Annotated in this window: 26 protein-coding genes; 14 read left to right on the plus strand and 12 right to left on the minus strand. The window is 69.7% G+C overall.

The genetic code is table 11. The annotated features are described in order from the left end of the window. Window positions 1-11 precede the first annotated feature (11 nt). Window positions 12-674, minus strand: coding sequence for a phosphotransferase family protein (locus ACIA5C_RS18855; protein ID WP_396056185.1), 663 nt, complete (start codon window positions 672-674; stop codon window positions 12-14). 32 nt (window positions 675-706) lie between these two features. Here ACIA5C_RS18855 and ACIA5C_RS18860 point away from each other — a divergent pair, with 32 nt between their 5' ends. After that, window positions 707-1,228: a GNAT family N-acetyltransferase gene (locus ACIA5C_RS18860; protein ID WP_396056187.1), complete on the plus strand. Its 522-nt coding sequence runs from the start codon at window positions 707-709 to the stop codon at window positions 1,226-1,228. A gap of 35 nt (window positions 1,229-1,263) precedes the next feature. On the opposite strand, the gene ACIA5C_RS18865 is transcribed toward ACIA5C_RS18860, so the two are convergent. Further along, window positions 1,264-2,433 carry an MFS transporter gene (locus ACIA5C_RS18865; RefSeq protein WP_396056189.1) on the minus strand — a complete coding sequence of 390 codons (1,170 nt, stop codon included), beginning with the start codon at window positions 2,431-2,433 and terminating at the stop codon, window positions 1,264-1,266. On the opposite strand from ACIA5C_RS18865, the gene ACIA5C_RS18870 reads away from it, so the two are divergent. Together ACIA5C_RS18870 and ACIA5C_RS18875 are read left to right on the plus strand one after the other, a co-directional pair. Continuing rightward, window positions 2,427-3,035 (plus strand): helix-turn-helix domain-containing protein, encoded by a 609-nt coding sequence (locus ACIA5C_RS18870; RefSeq protein ID WP_396056191.1) that lies wholly within the window; start codon window positions 2,427-2,429, stop codon window positions 3,033-3,035. The two genes, ACIA5C_RS18865 and ACIA5C_RS18870, sit on opposite strands and share 7 nt — an antisense overlap. A gap of 70 nt (window positions 3,036-3,105) precedes the next feature. Then, on the plus strand, window positions 3,106-3,447 hold the full coding sequence (locus tag ACIA5C_RS18875; RefSeq protein WP_396056193.1) for a hypothetical protein: 342 nt from the start codon (window positions 3,106-3,108) through the stop codon (window positions 3,445-3,447). Between the two features lie 57 nt (window positions 3,448-3,504). Here ACIA5C_RS18875 and ACIA5C_RS18880 read toward each other — a convergent pair whose 3' ends face one another. Both ACIA5C_RS18880 and ACIA5C_RS18885 read right to left on the minus strand, forming a co-directional pair. Then, window positions 3,505-4,173, minus strand: a complete 669-nt coding sequence (locus ACIA5C_RS18880; RefSeq protein WP_396056195.1) for a hypothetical protein — start codon at window positions 4,171-4,173, stop codon at window positions 3,505-3,507. Between the two features lie 467 nt (window positions 4,174-4,640). Continuing rightward, window positions 4,641-5,039 (minus strand): hypothetical protein, encoded by a 399-nt coding sequence (locus tag ACIA5C_RS18885; protein ID WP_396056197.1) that lies wholly within the window; start codon window positions 5,037-5,039, stop codon window positions 4,641-4,643. A gap of 200 nt (window positions 5,040-5,239) precedes the next feature. On the opposite strand from ACIA5C_RS18885, the gene ACIA5C_RS18890 reads away from it, so the two are divergent. The 3 genes from ACIA5C_RS18890 to ACIA5C_RS18900 are packed head-to-tail and all read left to right on the plus strand — an operon-like array spanning window position 5,240 to window position 8,470. Next, complete coding sequence (locus ACIA5C_RS18890) at window positions 5,240-6,553, plus strand: AAA family ATPase (RefSeq protein WP_396056199.1); 1,314 nt, start codon at window positions 5,240-5,242, stop codon at window positions 6,551-6,553. Window positions 6,554-6,590: 37 nt separating this feature from the next. After that, on the plus strand, window positions 6,591-7,625 hold the full coding sequence (locus ACIA5C_RS18895; protein ID WP_396056201.1) for a beta family protein: 1,035 nt from the start codon (window positions 6,591-6,593) through the stop codon (window positions 7,623-7,625). After that, window positions 7,622-8,470 carry a TIGR03621 family F420-dependent LLM class oxidoreductase gene (locus ACIA5C_RS18900; RefSeq protein ID WP_396056203.1) on the plus strand — a complete coding sequence of 283 codons (849 nt, stop codon included), beginning with the start codon at window positions 7,622-7,624 and terminating at the stop codon, window positions 8,468-8,470. The genes ACIA5C_RS18895 and ACIA5C_RS18900 overlap by 4 nt, the downstream gene beginning before the upstream one ends. Here ACIA5C_RS18900 and ACIA5C_RS18905 read toward each other — a convergent pair. Continuing rightward, the gene (locus ACIA5C_RS18905) at window positions 8,451-9,251 is read right to left on the minus strand and encodes an MBL fold metallo-hydrolase (protein WP_396056204.1); all 801 of its coding nucleotides are present in this window, start codon (window positions 9,249-9,251) and stop codon (window positions 8,451-8,453) included. The two genes, ACIA5C_RS18900 and ACIA5C_RS18905, sit on opposite strands and share 20 nt — an antisense overlap. Before the next feature lie 87 nt (window positions 9,252-9,338). Here ACIA5C_RS18905 and ACIA5C_RS18910 point away from each other — a divergent pair, with 87 nt between their 5' ends. The 3 genes from ACIA5C_RS18910 (at window position 9,339) to ltrA (ending at window position 15,035) form a co-directional block, all read left to right on the plus strand. Beyond that, entirely contained in the window at window positions 9,339-10,187 is an 849-nt protein-coding gene (locus ACIA5C_RS18910; RefSeq protein ID WP_396056206.1) for a bifunctional DNA primase/polymerase, read from the plus strand. 52 nt (window positions 10,188-10,239) lie between these two features. Continuing rightward, window positions 10,240-11,160 (plus strand): hypothetical protein, encoded by a 921-nt coding sequence (locus ACIA5C_RS18915; protein ID WP_396056208.1) that lies wholly within the window; start codon window positions 10,240-10,242, stop codon window positions 11,158-11,160. A gap of 2,120 nt (window positions 11,161-13,280) precedes the next feature. Then, window positions 13,281-15,035 (plus strand): group II intron reverse transcriptase/maturase, encoded by a 1,755-nt coding sequence (gene ltrA, locus ACIA5C_RS18920; protein ID WP_396056210.1) that lies wholly within the window; start codon window positions 13,281-13,283, stop codon window positions 15,033-15,035. A gap of 131 nt (window positions 15,036-15,166) precedes the next feature. On the opposite strand, the gene ACIA5C_RS18925 is transcribed toward ltrA, so the two are convergent. Further along, window positions 15,167-16,051 carry a DUF3626 domain-containing protein gene (locus tag ACIA5C_RS18925; RefSeq protein WP_396056212.1) on the minus strand — a complete coding sequence of 295 codons (885 nt, stop codon included), beginning with the start codon at window positions 16,049-16,051 and terminating at the stop codon, window positions 15,167-15,169. Window positions 16,052-16,178: 127 nt separating this feature from the next. On the opposite strand from ACIA5C_RS18925, the gene ACIA5C_RS18930 reads away from it, so the two are divergent. After that, the gene (locus ACIA5C_RS18930) at window positions 16,179-16,856 is read left to right on the plus strand and encodes an SRPBCC domain-containing protein (protein WP_396056214.1); all 678 of its coding nucleotides are present in this window, start codon (window positions 16,179-16,181) and stop codon (window positions 16,854-16,856) included. On the opposite strand, the gene ACIA5C_RS18935 is transcribed toward ACIA5C_RS18930, so the two are convergent. Beyond that, the gene (locus ACIA5C_RS18935; RefSeq protein WP_396056216.1) at window positions 16,847-17,170 is read right to left on the minus strand and encodes an antibiotic biosynthesis monooxygenase family protein; all 324 of its coding nucleotides are present in this window, start codon (window positions 17,168-17,170) and stop codon (window positions 16,847-16,849) included. The genes ACIA5C_RS18930 and ACIA5C_RS18935 overlap by 10 nt on opposite strands. A gap of 66 nt (window positions 17,171-17,236) precedes the next feature. Here ACIA5C_RS18935 and ACIA5C_RS18940 point away from each other — a divergent pair, with 66 nt between their 5' ends. Continuing rightward, on the plus strand, window positions 17,237-19,039 hold the full coding sequence (locus tag ACIA5C_RS18940; RefSeq protein ID WP_396056218.1) for a SpoIIE family protein phosphatase: 1,803 nt from the start codon (window positions 17,237-17,239) through the stop codon (window positions 19,037-19,039). On the opposite strand, the gene ACIA5C_RS18945 is transcribed toward ACIA5C_RS18940, so the two are convergent. From ACIA5C_RS18945 to ACIA5C_RS18955, 3 genes are read right to left on the minus strand one after another with little or no spacing between them, the layout of a single operon-like run. After that, window positions 19,016-20,440 carry a hypothetical protein gene (locus ACIA5C_RS18945; protein ID WP_396056220.1) on the minus strand — a complete coding sequence of 475 codons (1,425 nt, stop codon included), beginning with the start codon at window positions 20,438-20,440 and terminating at the stop codon, window positions 19,016-19,018. The genes ACIA5C_RS18940 and ACIA5C_RS18945 overlap by 24 nt on opposite strands. Continuing rightward, complete coding sequence (locus tag ACIA5C_RS18950; protein WP_396056222.1) at window positions 20,437-21,468, minus strand: hypothetical protein; 1,032 nt, start codon at window positions 21,466-21,468, stop codon at window positions 20,437-20,439. The genes ACIA5C_RS18945 and ACIA5C_RS18950 overlap by 4 nt, the downstream gene beginning before the upstream one ends. After that, the gene (locus tag ACIA5C_RS18955; RefSeq protein ID WP_396056224.1) at window positions 21,465-22,031 is read right to left on the minus strand and encodes a hypothetical protein; all 567 of its coding nucleotides are present in this window, start codon (window positions 22,029-22,031) and stop codon (window positions 21,465-21,467) included. The genes ACIA5C_RS18950 and ACIA5C_RS18955 overlap by 4 nt, the downstream gene beginning before the upstream one ends. 153 nt (window positions 22,032-22,184) lie before the next feature. Between ACIA5C_RS18955 and ACIA5C_RS18960 the strand changes: the two genes are divergently transcribed. Continuing rightward, complete coding sequence (locus ACIA5C_RS18960; RefSeq protein ID WP_396056226.1) at window positions 22,185-22,469, plus strand: DUF427 domain-containing protein; 285 nt, start codon at window positions 22,185-22,187, stop codon at window positions 22,467-22,469. Window positions 22,470-22,474: 5 nt separating this feature from the next. Here ACIA5C_RS18960 and ACIA5C_RS18965 read toward each other — a convergent pair whose 3' ends face one another. Both ACIA5C_RS18965 and ACIA5C_RS18970 read right to left on the minus strand, forming a co-directional pair. Further along, complete coding sequence (locus ACIA5C_RS18965; RefSeq protein ID WP_396056228.1) at window positions 22,475-22,864, minus strand: hypothetical protein; 390 nt, start codon at window positions 22,862-22,864, stop codon at window positions 22,475-22,477. Next, complete coding sequence (locus ACIA5C_RS18970; RefSeq protein WP_396056230.1) at window positions 22,854-23,291, minus strand: YbaB/EbfC family nucleoid-associated protein; 438 nt, start codon at window positions 23,289-23,291, stop codon at window positions 22,854-22,856. Before ACIA5C_RS18970 ends, ACIA5C_RS18965 begins: the two co-directional genes overlap by 11 nt. Before the next feature lie 285 nt (window positions 23,292-23,576). Between ACIA5C_RS18970 and ACIA5C_RS18975 the strand changes: the two genes are divergently transcribed. Both ACIA5C_RS18975 and ACIA5C_RS18980 read left to right on the plus strand, forming a co-directional pair. Next, entirely contained in the window at window positions 23,577-23,705 is a 129-nt protein-coding gene (locus tag ACIA5C_RS18975) for a hypothetical protein (protein WP_396056232.1), read from the plus strand. Window positions 23,706-23,709: 4 nt separating this feature from the next. Further along, window positions 23,710-25,515: an aKG-HExxH-type peptide beta-hydroxylase gene (locus ACIA5C_RS18980; RefSeq protein ID WP_396056234.1), complete on the plus strand. Its 1,806-nt coding sequence runs from the start codon at window positions 23,710-23,712 to the stop codon at window positions 25,513-25,515. Window positions 25,516-25,543: the final 28 nt, after the last annotated feature.

A 25,543-nucleotide genomic window follows, 5' to 3' on the forward strand; every position in this document is an offset into this window, starting at 1 on the left:
GGCGGTGACGCTCACTCCCGCCACGACTCGGTCAGCGCCAGCCGCTCTGTCCAGAGCTCGACCGCCGCCCGGTCGTCCCGGACCGTCCGGATCAGCCCTCGGCACCGCGCGACCCACCGCCGCTGCCGCTCCTCCCACGCGGGCCGCCGCCCATAGCCCTCGAAGAGCCGCCCGACGGCCCACGTTGCGCCCGGGTGATGCATCCGCACGATCCATTCGCACCAGGCCAGATCGTCCACCGGATCCCCGGCGTGCGCCCATTCCCAGTCGAGCACCGCCGTGACCGCGAACGTCCGGGGGTCGAACAGCATGTTGTTGGGCCCGTAGTCCCCGTGCACCAGAACGAGCCCGGGCCCCGCACCGGGAAAGACGACCGCCGGATCGACCCCTTGGATCCGGCGCAGCATCACCCCGCACGACCACAGCACCTCGGCCGCGTGCCCCTCGTCGATCAGATCCTGCCCGTGCGCCCCGGCCACGTGCCCCATCATCAGGTCGCCTGCCGGCGCAGTAGCGCCTCGCACGCGGGGCACCGGCAGCAACTCCACCAGGGCGCTCAGCGCCGCCCGCTCGGTCCGGCGGCGCAGGTCGGCGTCCGGCCCGGCGTACCGCTTCACCACCGTCACGCCGTCGCCGCGGGTGTCGTGGCTGTAGCCGTGCCGCATGGGTTCCATCGGCTGGCATTGTGCCGTCTACGCTCGCCCGGGTGCACGTTCATCCGGTCGGCCCGGAGGGTCTGACCGCCCCGGAACTCGCCGACGCCGCCACCCTCCTGGCCGACCTGGTCACCGCGGGCGCCGCGCTGGGCTGGGTCGACCCGCCCGCCGCGGCCGAGGTGACCGCGCTGCTCCGTACGGTGTGGACCGCCCCGCCCGGCGACTCGGCCCTGGCCGTGGCCACCGACGACGGCCGTCTGTGCGGTCTCGCCTACTGGCTCCGCTACGCCCGCCCGACGCACCGGCCGCACGCCGACGTGGAGAAGGTGGCCGTGGCCGCGTCCGCACAGGGGCGAGGCCTGGGTCGCCGCCTGATGACCGTGCTGATCGCCGCCGCCCGGGCCGCCGACGTCGAGGTGCTGACCCTCGACCTGCGCGCCGACAACACCCGGGCGGTCGCGCTCTACGAGTCGCTCGGCTTCCGCCGTTACGGCCGGCTGCCGCGCTTCGTCGCCGTGGGCAGCCGCCGCTACGACAAGCTGTTCTATGCCCTCGACCTGCGCGACGGCTGAGCACAGTCCGCCACCGTCAGCTCATGCGGCACAACTTACTGCTGAGCGGGCCTGATGGCGAATGGGGTGAGGACCGCAGCGAGCGCGAACAGCCCGGCCAGCACCGCCCACATCCCGGCGCCCGCCGTCGCGAGCAGGCCGGTCACCAGGATCGGGCCGAGCACGTAGCGGGCCACCGACCGGCCCATCGCGAAGGCCGACAGGTATTCGGCGCGGTGTTCGGCCGGGGCGATCGAGTAGGACAGCGTCCAGGCGGCGGCGATCGCGATCAGTTCGCCGCCGGTGAGCAGCACAACGGCCAGCGCGAGCACCGTGATCGTCAGGCCGCCGTGAGTATGCGCGGTCGCCGCGAAGGCCGCGCACGCGAGCGCCAGCAGAGCGCCTGCGACCATCTGGCCGGACCGGGCGGTGCGCACAGTGACGGTCAGGCGGGTGACCGGCATCTGCAGGACGACGCACAGCGCGGTGGCGATCGCGTAGAGCACGCCGATCCAGCCGCGGCCGGCGTCGGTGTGGGTGTCTAGCCAAAGCGGGAAGCCCAGGTTGAGCACCGGCGTCCAGAGCTGCAGCACCGTGTCGATCGAGGCCAGCCGGAGCAGCCGCCGGTCCCGGAACGCGGTGATCCGGCGACGCGCGACCGGCGGATGCCGCTCCCGCGGGATGCGGGCGATCAGAATCGCTACCAGCACGTACGCGGCGGCTGCGATCAGCAGCACGCCGCGGAACGCGCGGGCGCTGTGCAGGCCGACGGCGAGACCGCCCAGCGGGCTGCCGATGCTGATCGCGAGGTTGACCGCCGTCCGATAGGCCGCCAGCACCCGGACCCGGCGTACGCCGCCGGTCAGCTCGGCCACGAACGCCTGGGTCAGCGCGGCCACACCCTGGTCGGCGACGGTCACCACGATCATCGCGCCGAGAGCGCCCCACCAGCCGGTGACCAGCGCGTACCCGACGGTTCCGGCGGCCCGGCCGAGGTGCAGGACGACCAGGGTGCGCCGGACCCCGATCCGGTCCGCGGCCGTCCCGATCGGTACGGCCGCGACCATCGCGGCGAGGCCCGCCACGCCGAGGCCGACGCCGACCAGCGCGGTGGAGAGCCCGACGACACCGGTGAAATAGACGGCCGAAAAGGCCAGAAACAGGCCCCCGCCGAGATAGTCGACGAACCCTGCGACGACAAGCCGACGTACACTATGTTGTGCCACTCACACAGTATGATGGTTCCGATCCCGCCGAAGCGGTCGGCCGGACGCTGGCCGCGAACCTCCGAGCGGCCCGGCTCGCGCGCGCCTGGCGCCTGGAGGACGTCGCCGAACGGTCCCGCGTCAGCCGCAACATGCTGCAGCAGATCGAGACAGGCCGGACCAACCCCAGCATCGCCACGCTGGCCCGGATCTCGGCGACGCTCGGCGTGCCGATCGGCGAACTGGTCTCCCCGGCCCCCGATCTCGGCGAGGTCGTCCGCGGGTCGGCGGTGCCGGTGCGGCGAGCCGGCCGGGCGAGCGACGCGCGGCTGCTCGTCAACGACGGGCAGGCCCCGTTCATCGAGCTGTGGGACTTCACCATCGCGGCCGGCGACGACATCCGCTCGGACGGGCACCCGACCGGGACGCGCGAACTGTTGTTGCTGCACGCCGGGCGGCTGGTGGTCGACGTCGGCGGGAGCCGGTTCGAGCTGGGCGCGGACGATGCGCTGCGGATGCGGGGAGATCGACCCCATGGGTACGCGAACCCCGGCACCGAGCCGGCCCGTCTGACCATCACGGTGGTCTATTCCGGCGATCGCGATCCCCGCTACGTCGCATAGCCGGTGGGCACCAGGCCGACGACAGGGCAACGCGCGGCTACGGTGCCCGTCGTGGCCGACTCCTTTCGCCGTGCCCGGCCGGCTGGTGCATCGGTACGACCTCCGCGCGCTGGTCCGCGCCGCCCACCTCTACGGCGGCGCGGCCGGCGTCGCCGATACCGCCATGAACGCCCACCCGGTGCCCGTCGAGGAGCGGTACGGCCGCTCGGTGATGTCCCGCTTTCACGGCTTCTGGAGCGTCGGCGGCCTGGCCGGCTCCGGGATCGCGGCGATCCGCCGCCGGGACCGGCGTGGACGCGCGGATCCACTTCGCCGCCACCGCGGTCGCCTGGCCGTGGTTGCGGCTGGTGGCGGCCGTGGGCCTGTTCCGTCGCCGTCGACCCAGGCCTTCGCGTCCTTCACACGAACATGATCCACCCCGCGGCCGTTCGGTTGAACGGACGCGGGGTGGCTGAGCGTCGGCGGGCGGTCAGGGGAACTGCATGCGCCGCGGCCGCGGGATGACCGGGGGCGGCAGGGGAAGGTCGTCGAGGTGGCTCCAGTTGAGGGCACCGTTGTCGGTGGACTTGATCTCGCCCAGGCAGGCTCGCAGGAGGCCCAGGTTGGGCGCGCCCGCAAAGCCGGCGATGACCACCTCGGGCTTGGGCTCGATCTTGGCGATGGCCGCGCAGATCTTGGCGACCTCACGCTCGTCGACGGCGTCGAGCGGCAGGGGGGATTCGGCCTGCGACCGGCGCCATGGAGGGCCGAAGCGGCGCAGGAGTTCGCGGGCGAGCCGGCCGAACGAGCGGCCGACCTCGACGTCGCGCATGGACACACGCGCGGTCTGGCCGTAGCACCACGGGACGACGACGTGCCCGTTGATGACGACGAGCTGGTAGACGGACTTCGGCACAGTAATGATTTCGGCACCGGGAAGGGTGCCCAGGAACAGCACCAGCTCCTCATAAGGAAGCGACCATCGCGGATTCGCGAGTACTCGTTCCATGGTCTGCGTCATTGCGGGGTGCGCGTTGACCTCACGGTCTATCGCGGTGCTCAACGCTTCGGGGACCCGGGTCCAGAGCTCACCGGCGATCTTCTCGCCGAATTGCTCGACCACCCATTCGCTAGGACCGACCAGAACGTCTGGGCGCATACATACCACCACCGTCCGTGTCGCTGGCGCTACTGCTGGCTAGAAGAGTTCCACTTCCGGTGATCGACTGGAAGAGTTGACTTCGGCCATCCCAGAAACGCCGATGAATGAAATCTTGCGCGACGTCCGAAACGTTGCCACGACGATGGAGCAGCAGGTCGCGAGGCTGCGAAACATGCAACTTGCACGGCGAACCGCACGTGCAAGTTGCATGTCGGCTTCGCTATTCGGCCTAAGGCCATAGTCAATCAGGGGGATATTTCGGAGTGATGTCCAAGGCGCAAACATCGACTCACAGTGACGATCAACTATCCCCTCACCTGCACGAAAAGGAGTTCCGCCGAGCCCCGCCCGAACCAGCCCCAAAGATCGTCTTTGGAGGTATCGCGGCGCCGGCCGCCCTAGCCGGATTGCGCACCACCCGGACCCGCTAGACGACAGCTGACCAGACACATGTCGGATTTCCGTCACAACCTCACCGCGGCCGTCCGGGTGGGGTGTTTTGCCCGGCTTGTCACCGGGGCCGTTCGGGCCTTCCCGTCGGCCGATCGTCCATCTACATGAGACTTTGTGGCCAGCCGGGCCAACTCTCGAAGCAATTTCAACGCCGTCGCGCGACCGCGCATGGACGCCGGGAAGCGTTGCTCGGCCGCCGGGACGAGGCGGTTGCGGAGCAACGCGCGCATCTCCCGATCGGCCTCCGGACCGAACACCCCCAGTTCGAGCAGACCCGAGTCGCCCGCCCGCACGTGATCGATGTCGGCCGCCAACTGCTGCTGTTCCACGTTCATCGCGAGAAAGCCGACCACCCAGCAGAACAGCCACCCGGTCGCCAACCATCGCTCGTTGCCACCTAGCGAGATCACCCCTGGCATCGTCGCCACGCTCCTCGCTCGAGTCGATTACCTCCGACCAATCAGGACCGGCGCCTCCGGCACCGGATAACAATCCGCCGGTCAGCCAGGGCGATCCAGCTTTCCGGTGTACGCCGTCACCACGCGCGAACTCACCCACGAAACGGGACCTGTCCCCCGGTTCGGCCGGATCTCCGCGCTACGGTGCCCCGGTGATCGCGAACCAGGTCGTCAGCCCGTCCACCGAGGCCGCGCGGGTCGTCGACGCCGTGCTGCGCGACCTGCGCATCGGCGACCACCGCGGGGTGGTGGTCGACTCGCCACCCGGTGCCGGCAAGTCGACGCTGGTGGTGCGGGCGGCCGGCGTCCTGGCCGCGGCGGGTGAGCCGATGATGATCGTCGCCCAGACCAACGAGCAGGTCGACGACCTCATCGAGCGGCTCGGCGCCCGCTCGCCGCAGATCGCGGTGGGCCGCCTGTCAGCGGTCGACTACGAGCCGTCCGAGCGGGTGCGCGCCCACCCGGCCTGCCGGGTGGCGGCCAAGGTCGCCGACCTGCGGACGCCCGCGGTCACCATCGGCACGGCCGCCAAATGGGCGACCGTCACCGACGGCACCTGGCCGTGGGCGATCGTCGACGAGGCCTACCAGATGCGGTCCGACGCCCTGCTGCGCGTCGCGCCCCGCTTCGAGCGCGCGCTGTTCGTGGGCGACCCGGGCCAGCTCGACCCGTTCTCGACGGTCGACGTCGACCGCTGGATCGGTCTGTCGTGGGATCCGATGCAGAGCGCGGTCGCCGTCCTCCTGCGGCACAACCCCGACCTGCCGGTGCACCGGTTGCCGGTCTCGTGGCGGCTGCCCCACTCGGCCGCCCCGGTCGTCGCCGAGGCGTTCTATCCGTTCACCGGGTTCCGGTCGGGCACCGGGCCGGGCGACCGGGTGCTGACCTTCGGCCGGCCCGCCTCGCCCGGGGCCGACGCGGCGCTCGACGAGGCGCTCGACCGCGCCGCGGCGACCGGCTGGGGGCTGCACGAGTTGCCCGCCCGCTTCACGATCCGCACCGACGCCGAGGCGGCCGCCGCGTGCGCCGGCCTGGCCGCGCGGGCCTTGCGGCGGGAGGGCGCCACGCTGTCCGAGTCGGGCGAGGGCCGGCTGACCGCCGACCGGATCGCCATCGGCGCCGCCCACCGCGACCAGGTGGCGGCGATCCGCTCCCTGCTCCCGCCCGAGGCCGCGGGCGTCACCGTCGACACGGCCAACCGTCTGCAGGGCCGCGAATACGACCTGACCGTCGTGCTCCACCCGCTCTCCGGGCGGCGCGACGCGACCGCCTTCCACCTCGAGTCGGGGCGCTTGTGCGTGCTCACCTCGCGGCACCGGCACGCGTGCGTGGTGGTGGCCCGCGACGGCATCGCCGACCTGCTCGACGCGCACCCCTCGACCGAGCCGGTGCACCTCAATGTGCCGGTCAAATTCCCCGACGGGTGGGAGGCAAATCAGGCGATCCTCGCGCATTTGCACGGCTGATTGTCGCGCATCCGACAGGGGTCGCTACGGTGAGTAGATGGCGGTCTTCACCACGGCAGGGTCCAGGCAGGACGGTTGCTACCGGCCGATCCTTCGGCCGCGGCGAGGCGAGCTGACCGCGCTCAGCCACCTGGCACCGGCCGACGCGCACCGTGTGCTGCCGATCCTCGAGCTCGAACCGGGTCCGAGCATCATGCCGCTGATCCGCCGGCTGCCGCCGCGCACCGGGGTGATCGCGGTCGACTTCGGCCGGCTACCCGACCCCGACGACCCGCTCATATCGCCGCCGCTCGACCTGGCCGAACAACTGGCCGATCTCGGGGTGGCCATGTTGCCGGTGCTCCGCGCGTACGAAAGCACCCGGCGCCTGGTGGCGCACGGCCTCGCCGCCCGGATGCATCTGCGCCGGGCCGTGCTGCGGCTGAGGCCGCACGCCGACGCCGGGAATCCGGCGGAGGCCGGCCAGGTCACCGTGCGCCTCCTGCGGAGCGCCGGGCTCGAGCCGGAAGAGGTCGACCTCCTGATCGACCTCGCCGAGACGGCCTGCGCGGCCCACGCCGACCACGTCGAGGAACAGGCCCGCCGGGTCGTGCGGTGGGCGCGCACGCTGCCCTGGCGCTCGGTCAGCGTGGCCTCCGGCGCGATGCCGCCCAACCTCGACGACCTGCCGCCCGACGTCCCGGTAGCGGTCGGTCGCCTCGACGCCCGGGCCTGGCAGCGGCTGGGTGAGCCGGGCATCGGCTACGCCGACTACGGCGTGACCTCACCGGTCCGGCGGCTCGGCGTGCAGCGGCACCGGCAGTTGCCGACGCTGCGCTACACGGCCGAACACCACTGGTGGATCTACCGATGGGCCCGCCGGGGCGGACGCAGCGACGACCGCTGCCACGACCTGTGCCGCACGCTGGTCACGTCGCCGTACTGGCCGTCCTCGGGCGCCCGCTTCTCGTGGGGCGACGCCGAGATCGCCCGGCGGGCGCGCACCGCCCCGGGCGGCGGCAGCCCGGGCACGTGGATGGCGTTCAGCACGTCGCACCACATCGCCCACGTACTGAATACACTCCATCGATGAACGTGATTCGCCCGTTCCGTTTCGGTGTCGCGCTGGTCGCGGTCGGGTCCCGCGCCGCGTGGCTCGCCAAGGTCCGCGCCGCGGCCGACCTCGGCTACGACGTCCTGCACGTGCCCGACCACCTGGGCCTGGCCGCGCCGTTCCCGGCCCTGGTGGCCGCGGCCGAGGCGGCCGGCACGATGCGGGTCGGCACCTTCGTGCTCAACACCGCGCTCTACCACCCGTGGGTGCTGGCCCGCGACGTCGCCGACACGCACCGGCTCACCGACGGCCGCTTCGAGCTGGGCCTCGGCACCGGATACCTGGAGCACGAGTTCGCCGCGGCGGGCGTGCCGTTCGGCTCCGGCGCGACCCGGCTGCGCCGTCTCGCCGACACGCTGCGCGAGGTGCGCGAACGGCTGGCCGCCGAACCGGACCGGCCGGACCCGCCCGTCCTGCTGGCGGGCGCCGGGCGGCGGCTGCTCGAACTGGCCGCCCGCGAGGCCGACATCGTCGGCTTCTCGATCCAGGCGGCGGTCGATCCGGGCGTACCGCCGGAGCGGGCCCTGACCGACCGGATAGCGCACGTCCGGGCCGCGGCCGGCGACCGCTTCGCCGGCCTCGAACTCAATATGATCATCGGCGCGGTCGGCCGCGACCGCTCCGAGCTGGACCTGACCATTGCCCGGGCCGCCACCGGCCTGCCCGACGACGGGCTGCTCCAACTGCCGGCCGTGCTGTGCGGGCCGGAGCGCGACATCGCCGACCGGCTGCTGCGCTACCGGGAAGAGTTCGGCATCACCTACTACGGCGTACTCGAACCGCACATGGCGGCCTTCGCCCGGATCATTCCGCTGCTCCGGTGAGGTGCTGGAGTTGCCGTTCGTGCACGCCCGCACCGGACGTGGCCGACCCGCCGATACGCGGGTCGGTGGAAACCTCGCCGTCCCGCACGGCCTGCACGTACGCCCGGTCCAGCTCGATCCGCGCGCGGACCTGGCCCGCCCGGCCGACGGAGCCGTGGCCGGGCACGAGGACGTCGGCGCCGGCCGCCAGGTCCTCGAGCAGCCGCAGCGCGGTGAGGTAGTCGCCGATCGGGTCGGCGCTGCTCAGGTCGAGCATCGGGATCAGGATGTCGGAGAGCATGTCGCCGGCCACGAGAACCCCGCGCTCCTCGATCAGCAGCGCCGCGTGGCCCGGGGCGTGCCCCCGATGCTCGACGATCCGGACCGGCGGGCCGTCCCACGGCACGTGCGTGGATTCGGCGGGCAGGCCGGTGATGAGGCCGAGCAGGTCCAGCGGCACGTGTTCGACGATCTCCGGCGGTATCAGCCCGGCGACCCGGGCCTTCGCTCCGGCGTCCGGCAGCCGGTCCCGGACCGTGGCCGCGCAGCCGGCCGTGCCGTAACGGGGCGCCGCGCCGAACCGGTCGTGCCAGAGCAGGTGGTCCCAGTGCGGATGTGTCGAGAAGCCGGCCACGACGGTGTGGGCCGCCTCGGAGAGGTCGTTCGCGAGGCAGACCATCTCGAAGTCCTGCACCCCGGCATCGATGAGCAACACGCCGGCCCGGCCGTGCACGACAACGGCGTTGCTCTGGCAGAACTCGCTCTGGTGAATCAGTACGCCCTCGGCGACCTGCTTCAGCACGGGCAACCCCTTCCGCTTGTGATCTGCAATCAGTTTTGGAGACCGTAGCCTACCCACAGGAACCTGAGTATCCGTACACTTGTTCTAATGCTGCTGAGGGCCGCGCTTGCCTACGCCCGGCACGGGATTCCGGTCCTGCCGGTCTACGAGCCGGTGCCCGGCGGTGCATGCTCGTGCGACCGGGCGGCTCGGTGCGAGAGCCCGGGCAAGCATCCCCGGCTGCGCCACGGCCTGACCGACGCCAGCACCGACCCGTGGCAGATCGAGCAGTGGTGGCACCGGTGGCCCGGGGCAAACATCGGTCTGCGCACCGGCATCGCGATGGACGTCGCCGACGTCGACTCGGAAGAGGGGCGGCACGGCCTGCGCCATCTGATGGGCGGCGAGCTTCCGGCCGGTCCGCAGGTCCGCACCGGCCGTGGCGGCCGGCATTTCTGGTTCCGCACGACCGGCTTCGGCAACCGCGTGCACCTGCTGCCCGGCCTCGACTGGCGCGGCATCGGCGGCTACGTGGTGGCGCCCCCCTCACGGCACCCGCGCGGCGACTACCACTGGGTGCGCGGGCCGGCCCAGCCGCTGGCCGAGGGCTCGAGCACGCTTCGCGCGCTCATCGAAGGCCCGACGGTCATGCCGGTCGCGCGGCGTCCGATCGCCCATCCCGACCGGTACGCCTCGGCCGCCCTGACCGCCGAGTCCGACCGCGTGGCCCGCGCCCCCGCCGGCACCCGCAACGACACTCTCAACCGGGCCGCCTTCGCGCTGGGCCGCCTGGTCGGTGCCGGGCTGCTCGACCAGGGCGACGTGGTCCGCCAACTCGATGCGGCCGCACGCTTCGCCGGCCTCGGTCGCGCCGAGATCCGGCGGACCATCCGCTCCGGCCTGGTGGCGGGCCGCCGCGCCCCGATCGGCCTCGAACACGGTCGCCCCGCCGCCTGAAGTGGCGCCCACAAATGGACGGGCCGACCCGAATCTGACAAGCCACGGTCCGGTGCACGCTTTTGCCGATGAGCGGATGGAGTCTCAACCGGACGGCTATGTCAATCCGGATAGTGCTCGGCTTCGATGGAAAGGATCGCTCGAGTGTCGCCTGTCAGGGAAATCTGGCCTGAGTGAGCGCGCGTATCAGTCGAGGCCGGCGGCCTGGATCGAGGCGTCCGGCTTCATGGTGGAGGTTGTGCTGATGACCAGTCGAATACCTCGGCGGCTGCTGTTGAAAGCCACCGGAGCCTCCGCGATTGCTTTAAGTGCCGGCGCGTCATCGGCGGCGTGCGCTGCCGCCGCACCGGTAGTACCTGCCGTCTTCAACCCCGCCGTCGACAGTTGGTTGGCCGATCTCGGTACTCAGGTCGCTGCGAGTCTCGTCACCGATGCCGTCAAAAGCGGAGCGAGCAAATTATGGCCTTCTTGGCGCGACGCCATCAAGAAGCGGGTCACGGAGAGCACCACTGGCACCTGGCGTTGGTATGGGAACAATTTTTGGCAGCACTCGGGCCCTCCGACAGTATTGTTCGGTGTCTCCACGACCGATCAGTGGGACCCCATGACCGACGGTTTGGTTGCTTGCGTCGAAGGCGGGAAGTCCGCCGTAGTGTTTCAGCCGTGGGCATGGCAGGCACTATCCATGTTCGTGCATCAGTTGACCGATAAGCGCACTGGAGATGATCTCGCGGCTTATCAATCATTGGCGGTCGTCAGCCTGATTCCATCTGGGCAGCGACCCGAGTCTGGGCATAGTCGAAACAACTCGGTGGGCTGGATGTCATATGAGACGCGCAATGGTTACGTCGAGATTGCGCGTCTTGCTGAGCCGGATGGTTCGACAACTGCAACCGTGACGGCTTCCGGAATTCCCGATGGCAAGCAGTTACCACGAAAATTGAAGTTTACCCTGCCGGCGAAGTCGGCTTGATGCGAACGGCGACCTCGCCTTTGTCTTCTCGCCAGTATGGCAACGAGCCACAAATACTGGCGATTGTCGCGGCACGGGAAATTAGGAACGCGACTCGCAACTGGGCGCCATATTTCACGAGCTAAACGCGGCCATCCATCCACCTTGGATCACGTTAGCGTTCTAAGCACCGACACGCCCTGCCGGCGCCCCCTCTACCGAGAGGGAATCGCCGCCACAAAGACCAACGGGCAAGCGACAAATCCTCCTCGCCAGCCACCATCAGTTCAATAAGAGAGGCCCCACCGTTGGCTTTCATGCGCCAGCACCTTGACGGTAGCAATGTAGACGCACCGAAGCCAGACATTGTTATAGCCGATGCATTTCTCTCCAATTTGCCTCAAATGCAATATGCGCTTGCTGGCGGTGCAGTAGAGGGAATATCTTACTGGCCCGAGGCGCTAGATCTCGGACTCGCGTCGGACGACAGGTCGGCTGAGGATGTTTTCCAAAGTTGTTAAAGGGCTGGCCAGCCTGCTGCTTTGGCTGGCCGGAATAGCCACATTCTGTGTGCTGTTTTTCGGTGGAATCTATTATGTTCTGCTAGGGGCCGTCACTTTCGGCTCTAACTTCTCGACGCACTTTGGCGTTCCTAGGGCGTACATATACGCGAGTCCATTCGTTTTTCTCATTCTATGGTACATCTCTAGCTCCGTCGTGGACAAAATAGAGAACCGAGCTTGGAAGAAACGGACCGCCGTTGACCTCTTCAGCACGCTCTTCTTCGCCATCGCGGTCGAGCTCTCGTGGATTCTCGGGATAGCGGGTCTGCTCACCGGGCCGAGAGCGGCTATGGCCGACGATGGTTACAGCACGGAGGACGGCGGGCTATCCGGCCGAATCGAATGGCTCTTAGCACACGCGCCCTCTCTGACAAGCTCGGGATCAGCGGCGCTAATCGGAGTGCTAATTGGCACGCCACTGGCCGTGCGGGCATTCCTATCGGTTTCTCCCATAGGGTGGCGCAACGGAGAAGCCCGATTTATTTACAAGCATCTTGCGTATGGGAGCTCTAATCCGATCGGTTCTAACGTCACACCGAAGCCTCGACCAAAAGGGTCTGCCGAGCGAGGCCGGGGCTACACCGCTCGACTGACGGTATTAAACCCTTCCAATTTGCCTCACGCCGGTGGTCACATGCGGGTAGGGCTCCTTACGGGCGTCGCTACTTTTTGTTCTGTCTCCGCCGGCTGGAGCGACGGACTAACATTAATTCACGTCTTTCTTGCCTTGATCGCCTCCATAATCACGGGGTCCATCGCGGCGCTGCAATGGCGGGCGTCATCTAGTAGGTCTCGCAAGTAGGTCAGCTCACTCTCATGCCCCCGAGCGTGCGCGGCGAGTTACCACGCATTGTGACGGAGGCCCGGACTGGCTCGACGCACGCTCATGCCGAGAACGGGTGCGACACGAGGTCGCACGAAGTGAGTGAGTACGTCGATTGGAGGTCGGGTTTGATGCCCGAGACGTAGCTCCCGGTCAGTATCTCCAGACCGGTCCCCGCCCTGACGTGCGTGGCGAGCAATTGCCGGGTGCGAAGCTCAGGGAAAAGCCCAAGGGCACCCATTCCGACTGGGTGTTACAGGTGAGGGGAAGGCCGAAAGGGTGAATGTGGTGAACCCTCGTTGATGCCTCGTCACGGCAACTTCCCGGGTCGGACAGTGCTACCGGGGAGACAAAGAGGCTGGCCGCTGGAAGTCGGCAGACGACGACCGAGGACTGTTCGACGGTCGTGTGGATACCGTCGCCTCCGGGGTTAAGAGGGCACCCGACCCGGCTGTGTCTCACGCGTGTGGAACGTGGAAACCCCGTTACGGTCCGCAGGATTTTTGTGGTAGGCCGACCGTGAGGAGAGTTTAACTCCGTGACGGGAACAGGACGCCCAAGAAGCGAATGCCGGTGACTGAAAGGTGACAGGAAAGCGGCGGCATCAACGTCCGGTCCTCCGACCGGCCGTCGTCGTATAACTGGCCGGATACCGGGCCTGGTGCCCGGCTGCGAAAGCAGGCTGACGTGTGGCGGGTGAGCCTTTGACGACGAAGCTCCGGAACCACCTGAACCGAAGGACAAGTTAGACACAGATGACGGCTTTTGCATTCGATGTTGCGAGGGCGGCCCTCGGAGTGAACGGACCGGAGGACGACTCTCCGAACTGGGACAACGTCGCCTGGCGACGCCACGAGGAGAACGTACGGCGGCTACGAGGCAGGATCTTCAAGGCGACCAAGGACGGTGACTGGCCGAAGGTCAGGAACTTGCAGAAATTGATGCTGCGGAGCTGGTCCAACACGCTGGTCAGCGTGCGCCAGGTCGCGCAGCGCAACGCTGGACGCGCGACGGCGGGCATCGACGGTAAGGTCGCGTTGACCTCTCCGGCACGCATGGACCTGGCGGAACAGACACATCGCACCGCACAGTCGTTCATGCCGCTCGCCGTCAAGCGGGTATACATTCCGAAAGCCAATGGGAAACAGCGCCCGCTCGGCATTCCCGTCATCTCGGACCGCGTCCACCAGGCGCGGCACCGTAACGCACTGGAACCCGAATGGGAAGCCCGGTTCGAACCCAAGAGTTACGGGTTCCGGCCGGGACGAAGCTGCCAGGACGCGATCCAAGTCATCCACGTGACGGCCTGCGGCGCGGGAGCGAAACGGGTGTGGGTGCTGGACGCGGACCTCACCGCAGCATTCGACAGAATCGACCACGGACGTCTACTCGCCACGATTGGGGATTTTCCCGGCCGGACCCAAATCCGGGGCTGGTTGAAAGCGGGCGTGTTCGAGAAAGGCAAAGGATTCGCTCCCACTGATGCGGGAACGCCGCAAGGTGGGGTCATCAGTCCCTTGCTGTTGAATATTGCGTTGCATGGGCTGGAAGAGGCGGCTGGAGTCCGACACGAACGCAGCGATCCGCAGCGGACGAGACGTGGCTCCCCTTCGCTGATCAGGTACGCCGATGACATGGTCGCCCTCTGCTATTCCCAGCAGCAGGCCGAGGATGTCAAAACGCGGCTCGCCGCATGGCTGGCACCGAGAGGTCTGACCTTCAACGAGGACAAGACGAGAATCGTCCACCTCGACGAGGGGTTCGATTTCCTCGGGTTCACTGCCCGCCGACGCAACGGCAAGCTCCTGATGAAACCCAGCAAGGCCGCCGTCAAACGAGTCAGGCATCGCCTGTCTGCCGAGTTCCGGGCCCTGCGGGGCACGAACCCGGCGGCCGTCCTCGCGAAGATCAATCCGATCGTGCGAGGCTGGGCGAATTATTACCGAGGGGCAGCATCGTCCATCGTGTTCGCCGCGCTGGACGTGCACCTGTGGCGGCTCACCTACAAGTGGGCCTGCCACAGCCACGCCCGCAAGCCGAAGCCCTGGATCGTTAACCGGTACTTCGGCCGGTATAACTCGGACAGGCAGGACCGATGGGTGTTCGGCGACCGCACCAGCGGCGCCTACCTCCCCAAGTTCGCCTGGACGAAAATCGTCCGGCACAGCCTGGTCCGCGGGGACGCGTCTCCGGACGACCCCGCCCAGGCCGGCTACTGGGCCGAACGGCGCAGCAAGAACAGACCGCTGCTCGACCGCAGAACCCTGCACCTGCTCCGCAGGCAGCACGGGTCCTGCCCGATCTGCGGTGAGTTGCTGCTGCACGCCGACCGCGAGCCACAAAGCCCACGCGAGTGGGAACAATGGCATCGCACCACCCGCAAGGCGATCACCAGGCAACACATGGTCGTCTACGGGAACAGCCTGCCGGACGTGACCCGACTCGTTCACTCCCCCTGCCACCGCCGAACCACCGGCAGGCAGCAGGAACCAGCACCTCTGCACTCCTGAAATCGCCCCAGTGGCTTGCTTGAGCCGTGTGCCGCGACGAGTTGCACGCACGGTTCTGAGGGGGCCCCGGCGCAGCAATGCGTCGGGGCTACCCGACTGCGTCCATCGGCCAGCCGATACGCGGGTGCCGTTCACTGATCTGAAGGAGCGCCGAATCGGGCTAGGTAGTGCCAGACTCGTTTGAGGTCCTGTTCGGTGTATTTGTGGCTCCGGGCGGCGTCGCCGATGAGTCGGGGCGTGAGGTGGCCGTTCACGGCGAGTTCCGTGCCGAGGTCGATATAGCGTTGGCCCCGGAAGTCGGGGTGGCGGCGCAGCTCGGTGACCGCGAGCCGAAATCCGGGGTGCCACTCGATCGGGCACGGCAGGCAGCGGGCGGCGCTCTCCACGTCTGTGTCGAGATAGCTGGGGTCGAGCACAAGAGCTTCGACGTCGCGGTCTATCCGCACAGGGCAGTGGACGTGGGCTTCGATGTAGTCGTCCAGCGCGTCTTGTTCGTCCTTGACGGCGAGTTCGATCAGGGACATGCGGTCAGCGACGCCGAAAGCAGTCGGTTCCAGATTGCTGTCCGGGTAACAGAATGTCGCTCTTGCGAGGGTCTCCTCGGTCAGTCGCAGGTGAGCTGATCCAAAGCGCGGCGCCGCTCCTACTTGCTTGAGCTGAAAGTTCAAGCCGCCGTAGACGGGCCGGACGTGGGCCGGAGCACCGTCGTACGCACCACCGAACATCGACTCTTCCCAGCGCCACCGGTCGCCGCCGGGATACGCCGTCAGCCCCCCGTTGCTGGTCCCGGTGGCGAACTGCGACAGGTACGTCCCGGTCTCCGCGATGTCCCGCAGAATCGGCGCTCCGGTGGCGGCCCGGTCGGGATGGAAGTTGAGCGTAATTCGGAGGGATTTCTCGATCGGCGGGCCGGCCGCCGACGCGGCGACGTGCTCCAGAGCGCGCCGGCAGGACGCATGCATGTGCTCTGTCCGGACCGGCCCAGCGTCGTTCCGTGTCGAGTCCACGCCGGTCATGTTGCCCGGCGCGGGAGAATATCGTCCAACCGATTCGAGGGGCATCCCTGAACAGCCGGGCACTGCAATCGATTTGTGACGATGCGGTCCCGTGGCGTGATTGTCTGATTGGCCCAATGATGGAGGCATGACCGATCAACGCCGATTGAAGCCGTACTCCGTGGAGTCCGCCCTGCCCGCGGGCCGCGACGAGGTGTGGGACGCCGTCACCCAGCCGGCGGCGCTGCGGCAGTGGTTCGGGTGGGACTACGACGGGCTCGATGCCGAGATCCAGCAGATCTTCATCGACCAGGCGACGTTGCTGGCCCCTGAGCGGATGGGCTGGGCCGACGGGTCCTATCTGGAGGTCACCGGTGACGACGACCGGTCGGTGGTGCGCGCGGTCCGCGAGGGGCCGGTGCCCGACGACCCGGACGGGTACGACGCGATCGAGGAGGCGTGGCGGACCTTCCTGGTGCAGTTGCGGTTCCTGTTCGAGCACCGGCCGGCGGGCCTGCGCCGCACGCTCTATCTGACCGGCGAGACCACGGGCCGGCAGGCGTTGTCGCTGGCCGAGACCGAGTGGCAGCCGGTCGGCCGGCGGGTGTCGTGGACCGTCGACGCCGACGGCTTCCTGGTCGTGGTCGCCGGGAAGGTGCCGCTGACCGGGCATTCGGCGGGTCGGATGGAGGTCATCGTGTCGACCTTCGGCCTCGACGACGACGCCTTCGAGGCCCGTCGTGAGGAGTGGACGAAGAAGTGGGCTCCGCTGGCCGCCGACGCCGACGTCACTTCGGGCAACGACCCCTCGCCCGATCAGCCCTGAAGTCCGTAGTCGCGCTGCACGACGGCGACCCGCACGCGGTAGTCGGTGTACCAGGCGGAGCGGCCCCGGCGCTGGGCGACCAGATGCGCGGCGACCTGCTTCCAGGCCTTGGCGGCCTGTTCGTCGGCCCAGTACGACACGGTGATGCCCAGGCCGGCGTCGCGGGCCGACTCGATGCCCAGGTAGCCGGGCTGGTCGAGGGCGCGTTCCTCCATCGCCTGGGCCATCGCGGCGTAGCCGTTGTCGCCCTCGGTGCGCGTCGACGTGAAGATCACGGCCACGTAGGGCGGGGACGGTGTCTCGGCGAACGGCATGGCCGACACCCTAGCCGCGTAACCCGACCCGGTACGCTGACATGCCTTACCCGCCGAGGGGCGACGATGCTGCAGGAAGACCGGGCAGGGCAGCCGGCGCATGGTGTGCTCGTCGATCCCGCGCGCCTGCGGTCGGTCGAGCGGCTCGGGGTCGGCCCACGCGCCGATGCCGCGTTCGAGCGCATCGCCGGCCTGGTCGAACAACTGATCGACGCCCCGATGGCGGTCTTCACCGTGATCGGCGCCGACTGCCAGTTCCTGCCCGGGCAGGTCGGGCTGCCGCAACCTCTGGCGACGACGCGCGAGATGCCGTTGACCCATTCCTTCAGCCGGCACGTCGTCGAGAGCGGCCGCCTCGTGGTCGTCGGCGACGTTCGCGAAGATTCGCAGATGCGCGGCAATCCGGCCATTCGGGACCTGGGGACGACCGCGTTCGCCGGGGCGCCGGTCACCGACCCCGACGGGCTGGTCATCGGTGCGCTCGCGGTGATGGACCGCGAGCCACGCCAGTGGACGAAAAGCGAGATCACGCTGCTCACCGATCTGGCCGCGGTCTGCTCCTCCGAGGTCGGGCTGCGGATCGCCCGGGCGATCGCCGACGAGGCCCGCGCCGGCGCCGAGGAGGCCCACGACCAGCTGCGGCTGCTCGGCGAGCTGACCGAGGCGCTGACCGCGACCATGGACATCGAGGCCGGCATGGGCCGCCTCGGCCGCATGGTCGCCGGACGCCTCGCCGACTGGTGCTTCGTCACGCTGACCGACCCGACGACCACGAAGATCCGGCACGTGTCGGCGGCGCACTCCGATCCGGCGTACGCCATCGATGCGCTGCGCCTCGCGCAGCTGGTGGAGTCCTCACCCAGGGTGGTCCGGCTCGTGCTGCGGTCCGTGCAGCGCACCGGCCGGCTGATCCGGGAGGACCGGGCCGATCCCGGGCGCCCGGCGGTCCGTGCCGAGATCATGGAGATCGCCGAGCGGATGGGCTTCGCCTCCTACCTGCTCGTGCCGATCACGGCTCCCGTCTCGCGGCGCGTCCTGGGCGCGATGATGCTGGTCAACGGCGCCGAGCGGGGCATCTTCGGGGCGGACGAGGAGCATGTGGCGGCCGAGATCGGGCGCCGGGCCGGGCTCGCGGTCGACAACAGCCGGATGTACGGGCGGCAGCGTCACGTGGCCGAGGTGCTCCAGCACAGCATGCTGACCGAGCTGCCCGAGATCCCCGGCGTCGAGTTGCACGCGCGCTACCTGCCCGCACAGGCCGGCGATGCGGTCGGCGGCGACTGGTACGACGCGTTCGTGCAGCCCGACGGCAGCGTCATGATCGCGGTCGGCGACGTCGCCGGGCACGACATCGAGGCGGCGGCCACGATGGGCCAGGTACGCAATCTGGTGCGCGGCGATGCGTACGGGCGGGACGACCCGCCCGGCCGCCTGCTCGCCCAGCTCGACCGGGCGCTGCACGGGCTGAGGGTGCCGGCCGCGGCGACCGCGGTGCTGGCCCGGGTGCGGCGCGACGGCGATGGTTACGAACTTCAGTTCGCCAACGCGGGTCATCCGCCGCCGATACTGCTCCGGCCGGACGGCGAGGTCGAGGTCTGGTGGGAGACGCCGGAGCCGCTGCTCGGGCTGATGCCCCGCGACGGGCGGCCCACCCATCGGCGCCGGGTGGCCCCGGGCTCGGTCCTGCTGCTCTACACCGACGGCCTGGTCGAGAGCCCGTCCCGGCTGATCGACGACGGCATCGCCCGGCTCCGGTCGGTGCTGCGGAACAACCCGGGGCTGACCGGCGACGATCTCTGCACTCAGCTGATCGAGTCGGCGCCGCGGCGGGCCGACGACATCGCGCTACTCCTCGTCCGGCTGGCGTAGGGCCGGTCCTTGCGGTGGCCCGCCGTGGGTCCACGGGGTCTGCTCGGGTTCGGGCAGGGCACCACCCGGGCGGTACGCCTCGCTCAACGTCGTGAGCAGCAGCCTCTCGCCGACCGCGGGCACGCTTGAAGGTTCGGCGACCAGCTTGCGGCCCATCCCGCCGGAGAGCTCCAGGAGGACATCGGTGCCGGCCGCACCGGCCGAGACGGAGATGACCTTGGCTTTCTGGCCGGGCCGGGCCGGCGAGGTGAGGCTTGCGCCGGGCTCGACGCGTACGGTCTCGGTGGTGACCACCATGATCCGCGGGCGAAGCACCGGGCGTTTTCCGGTGTCGTCGACGCGATCGGGGTTCGCGAGGGTGACCGTTGCGCCGAAGGCCGTGCCGGCCAGCCGGTGTTCGGCCATGATCAGCGGGTCGTCGAAGGCGCGCTGGACCGTGTAGCGGGCCGCCGCGTTCTCCAGGCGCTGGAGCCGGGCGGCCGCCGCGACCGCGCCGTCGCGCCGGGGCTGAGGCGGATTCCCTTCTTCGATCCCTTGCACGAAACCGGAATACGCGTCCTTGTCCAGATCCCAGCGCATGGGGACCCGCTCACCCGGTGGCAGCTTCCGGAGCAGACCCAGCGCCGCCCACATCTGCTCCCACGTGGGCAGCAGCAACTCCTCGAGCACCTTGGGCAGATCGGGCGAGCCGTCCGCAATCAGGGGGGCCAGAACATGGTTGTCGAAGTCCGGGTCGGTGTCCGGGCCGGCGACCGCAGCATTCTCGACATCTCGGGCTTCCCGCACCCCGGCGGTGATCCACGCCAACTGGACCGCCAACTGCGCGTCCTCGGCCGCGCTCTGCCCGGTCGCCCAGTGCAGACCCAACGCCTGCACCGCGTTGAGCAGCAACGACGACCCGGGAACCTCGGCCGACCCGGCGAAGAACGTCAGCCAGCGACCGAGCAGCGGCACCGACGGATGCACCGGGTAGTCGCCGTCCACCCGGCGGAAGCGGGTCGACCGGCCGAGCAGCTTGAGGAACTCGACGCCACCGGTGTTCGGCACCCAGATCTGCGGGGCGTCGACGTAGCGGTAGCGCACGTCGCGGCCCCGATCGACCGCGACCGGCTCCTCGGCCGCGCGGAACGAGTCCACATAGGGCAGCACCCGGGCGGCCAGATCGGCGACGAAGGCGAACCGCTCGTCGCGGTTGCGGGGCTGGCCGACCACGAGCAGCTGCCGATCGGCGGGCGACGTGCCGAGCATCGCCGCGAGCGGGGCGTTGGCCTCGCCGGCCATGGCGAGCGGGATCAGCACCAGCGGTCGGTCGTGGATGTGCAGGTGGCGGACGGTGGCGATGGGTTGGGCGCGGCCCTCGGCGACCGCTTGGGCGCGGGCGAGCGCGACGAGCGTACTCAAGAAAGCGCCTCGTCCCGGAGCCGGCGGGCGGCTCGCAGCAGCGCGGCCGCCTCGGTCTGTTCCCCGGTCGGCTCGAGGGTGCCGTCGGCCAGGGCGAGCACGTCCTCGATCGACTCGACGCCGCCGAGCGCGTCCCGGACCGGGCGGCCCAGAGCCCCCGTGGTGCCGGCCGCCTCGTCGCGGCAATAGACTGACATTTCGCAAGAAGACCGACACTCCGGGGCGTATCGGGCAGTAAGCGCATTGACCGAGTTGATCAAAGCCGCCGGCTCCTGCGCGAGATCGAACGACACCCACGCCGGCAGATCGGCGATCAAGGACGACACCGACGCCAGGCGGGAAAGTTGCCGCCTCAAGGTCGACAGCTGCTTCCGTACGTCGAGGACCACCGCAACCGGCGTCATCGAGAAATCGACCGGCGCGACCAGCACGACCTCATGGCTGACCCGGTCGTCGCCGAGCAGCCGGCGCAACGCCAGCACGTAGACCGCCGCCTGAACGGCCGCGGCCGAGACCTTCGCGCCGTCGGCCTGCCCGTCCACGATCGCGAACGACTTGATCTCGACGACCTGGAGCAGGCCACCGGCCGGCTGGAACGCGATCAGGTCGGGTTCCAGATAGACCGTCTGCCCGGCCACCTCGAGCGTGAGCATCGGATGGTCGAGCAGCTTGGCCCCCCGGTCGGCCAGCAGCTCCTCGGTGCGGACATTGCGGGCGTTCAGCGTGTCGTCGGTGTCTTCCCCGACGTCGAGGTAGTCGCCGGAGATGTCCCCCAGGACCGACCGCAGCAGGGCCCCGTCGTCCGCCTTCAGCATCGCCTCGAACGCGTTGCCCCGCGCCAGCGCGAACCGGCTCTGCCCGAACCGGCCCGGAAACCCGATCCGCTGGGCCAGGCGAGGCTTGTCGACCCCGGCCGCGTCGAGCACCGCCCGCCGCGTGCACCCCGGGTTGCCGGTCAGCGCGGCGATCGTCCGCGCGTTGTGCCGCTTGCCCGGCACCGGCCCGCGCAGCGCGTCGACCCGGCTCACCCGTGTCCCCGCTGGTGCGGCACCGCGGGCACGCCGTAGAGCCGCTGCGACTCGTCGAGCCCGCCGGCCCGCCGCAGGGCCGCCTCGCGCACCGGCTCCTCGGTCGCGAGCGCCGTGCCGAGCCGCTCATCCGTCAGCGCGGCACGCGCCGCGTCGGCCAGATCGAGGGCCTCCGGCCCATGCGGTACGCCGTGGGCCAGCTCGCGCAGCAGCCGGTCGGCCGCCCGCCCGGCATGCCGCTGAGCGGCCACGAACTCGGCCACCCGCAGCACCATGACCAGCGCATCGGCCCGCTGGCGAGCCGGGGTGACCAGGCGCTGCTCGAGCGGCCAGGAGGCCAGCGTGAGCACGCCCCACGCCGGGGCCAGCTCGACGGTCAGCGCCGGGGCGAACCCGGCCGCCCGGCGGCGCACCAGGCCGGCCAGCGCGGGCACGTCGAGATCGCCGTCGAACAGGGCCGCGTGGACGTCGACCAGCAGCCGGGCGGGCGCGGGCGCGCCGAGCAACAGCAGCGCGTGTCGTGCCTGCTCAGCCGTGCTCGGCAGGGTGCTCAGAGGGTTCACCGGGGACTCTCGTCAGGGGCTCACAACGCAGATCGACTGTAGATCCTGACACTTGAGCACAGCAATCGGCGGATGAGTCGTCACGTTTCACCCGCGACAGCGATTAACGTCCGCACATCGGACGACCGGCCGGGCACGCGCTACGTTCGGGATATGACGAAGGCCATTTGGAATGACGAGGTAATCGCCGACAGCGACGACACCGTGGTGCTCGAGGGCAACGTCTACTTCCCACGAGCCTCCCTCCGGGAGGACGTGCTGGTCGAGTCCGACACCCACACGGTCTGCCCGTGGAAGGGCAAAGCGTCGTACTACACGCTCAAGACGGACGGGCACACGACGCCCGACGCCGTGTGGTACTACCCGTCGCCCAAGCCGGACGCTGCCGCGGTGCGCGACCGGGTCGCCTTCTGGAAGGACGTCCGGGTCGAGGCCTGACCCGCTCACGACATCGTCGGGCGGGCCTCCTCGATCGACTTGACCTCGAGATATTCGAGCATTTTGGCCTGTTCGTCCGGGTCGAGCGCGCTGAACGCCTCGTAGGCCTCGGAGCGCGCGTGGTCCGTACCGCCGGCGAGCAGCGCGATGATCGCGGTCCAGGCCAGGGAGACCGGGTCGAAGACCCGGGCCTGACGCAGCGAGGTGAGCCGGCTCAGCATGGCGACCTTGGTCGCCGCGTCGTCGTCGCCCGGGACACGGTCGGAGAGCTCGAAGAGTGCCCGCCCGCGGTAGGGGTGCTCGGCCTCGATCATGCGGGCCAGCTCGGCATTGGTCATCCGGTCGACCGCCGGCGCCTGACCCCGGCGCGGCAGCTTGGGCAGGTCACCGGGCACGGCTGTCCCGCCCGCTCTCGAAGCCGTTGCCGGGCAGCTGCTGCGGCAGGGTCGGCGTGCTCCGGAAGGTCGGGAACGGCGGCGTCGGCATCACCGGCGTCACGGGCGGCTCCTCGCTCTTGTTCGGCTCCGGGGGGAACCGCTGGCTGAAGCTGTCCAGCACGGCCTTGCCGGTCTCGCTCCCCGACCCGACGGTCTCGTCGACCGCTGTCGCGGCCTGATCGACGATCGCGGCCTGAGCCCGGCGGATGGTCCGCATCAGCTCGGCCGCGAGCATCGTGCCGGGTAGCCGTTGCACCCGGTCGTCCAGCTCTATTCCGGTCACCAACCCGGAGCCCGCCACCGTCACCCGCACCGCACCGTCGTCTCCGGTGGCGGACGCGCTCAACGTGGCGACCCGGTCGGCGAGGGCGACGGTCGAGCTCATCGAGCTTGACGTCGCGTCCGGTGAGGCGGAAATTCCCTCCGGCACAGTTTTGTCCTCCGTTGCCGACTTTCGTGCTGTTGGCGGCTCTATGAGATCACGGTCGCGCAACAACCGGCATCTCGGCCCCTGCTCACAGCCCTTGGCCGACCACCGTAACCTTCAGGCAATACATTGATTGTTGCTGACGGACGTTCTTTCGACCGATAAGGCGAGGCAGGTGTCGTGGACCGGACCGCGGGGGGCGATCCCAGCCAGTGGGAGTCCGGCATAATCGACATTTCTGAAATGTCGCTTGAAGAGGTTGGCGCCCTGCCCATCGACCCCCAATCCCCGCTGGCCAGCAGCCTGCGCCGGGTGGCCGAGGAGCTCACCGACGCCACCGAGCAGATCGCCGGCTTCAACTCGGCCATGTGAGCCCTTGCGACGCTTCCGCCTCGCCGACCGCGACCTGGGCGCCCTCGCCGCCGGCCGCCCCTCCCCCGGCACCCTCGGCGAGCTGCGCAAAGCGCAGCTCAGCCGCCATCTGCTCCTGCTGAGCGAAATCCTCAAGGCCGAGACACCCCTCTGGTACGCGGGTTCACCGTCCCGCACCATTTTGGCCGATCCCGCCACCGGCCTCTACGCCGCCACGACGCTCTCAACGATGCGTAACGGCGGCCGGCCGCCCGACCGCCCGACCCTCGTCGGCACCGCCCCCACCGTGGCCGTCACCTGCGAAAACCTCACGCTCCGCGTCCGCCTCGAGGATGCCGACCCGCTCCGCGACCGCCTGGGCCTGCCCCCGACCGGCCACCTGTCCCCCGCCGAGGTGACCCACTGGCGGCAGATGCTGTCGGAATGCTGGCAGTCGCTGGTCCGCCGCCACCGCCCCGCCGCCGAAATCCTCGCCGAAGTCCTGCAGGTCATCATCCCGGTGCAGCCCGACCCGGCCGCCGACGCCATCAGCGCGACGTCGGCACACGCCTACGGCGCGGTGGCAATGTCTGCCCCAACGGACCCCCTGTCGCTGACCGTAGGACTCATCCACGAGACTGCCCACAGCCTCCTCAACGCGACGACGCTGCTGTTCGACCTGGTCCGCCCGACGACGGCCCTGGGCTACTCGCCGTGGCGGGACGACCCGCGCCCGACCTCGGGGGTCCTGCACGGCGCCTACGCCTACCTGGCGGTGACCCGCTTCTGGCGTACGGAAGCGACACTCGGCGGCGGCCGGCGGGCAGAGTTCGAGTTCGCCCGCTGGCGGGCCGCCGTAGCAGCCGCCGCCGACTCGCTGCTTGTCGCAAAACGGACAGAAGGCCCCGACACCGAGTTATCCACAGGCGCCCCCCACGATCTTCAATTCCTCGCGACAATCGAAAACGGGGGAGGCCCCCGGCGCAAAGGGGTCGATAGCGGGTTCAAAACTGGCAAGGCGCCCTATGCCGGGCCAGTTTCGCGGTCCCCTGCCGGCGAAGAGTCGGTGCTCACGCCGGCTGGGCGACGGTTCGTGGGGGCGCTGCGCGACGAGGTCGGGCAGTGGCTCGACGAACCGGTGGACGCGGAGGTCGCCCGGCTGGCTCACGGGGCCAACGTCGATCACTGGGTGCGGTGGCGGCTTCGCAATTTGCGCGTGTCGCCGGCGAGCACGCGGGCGCTGGTCGACGCCTGGGAGAACGGGCGGCCGCCGCCGGAGCTGCCGGCACCTGAGGTTGTCGCGGGAGCGCGCCGGCTCGAGGTGAGCGGGCGGCTGGCGCTGGTACACCGGTGGCTGCGCGACGACACTGCCGCAGGCCGCGACGCTGAGCCCAACGGCGAGGACGGTGCGGCGCCGCGGCCGGAACGAGACGCCCTCCCCGACGGCGACCACGATGCAGCGCGAGACACCCCACCCGACCGCGACCACGATGCGGTGCGAGACACCCCGGCCGACCGCGACCACGATGCGGTGCGAGACACCCCGGCCGACGGCTACGACGAAGACGGGGGCGGGGGTGACCAGAGGGCCTGGCCCGGCGGCGGCGTGCGGCCCGGGGATGTCGCCTGGCTGGGCGGTGAATACGGGGCCGGTCGGGATGGGTACGTCCGAGGTCTGGAAATTGCCGGCGAGACCGACGCCGCCCTGGCCGGTTTGGCTCTGGTTTCCGGGCCGGGAGCGCTGCGGCAGAGACCGGAGGTCGTTCGCGCGGTGTGGGCGGCTCTGGAGCCGCGGCCGGCGGTCGAGGCCCTGGTGGAGTGGCTGAGCTGAGCCCGGATCGCTCATGTGGGCCTGCGCG

Source organism: Actinoplanes sp. NPDC051343 (assembly GCF_044455125.1).
GTDB lineage: Bacteria > Actinomycetota > Actinomycetes > Mycobacteriales > Micromonosporaceae > Actinoplanes.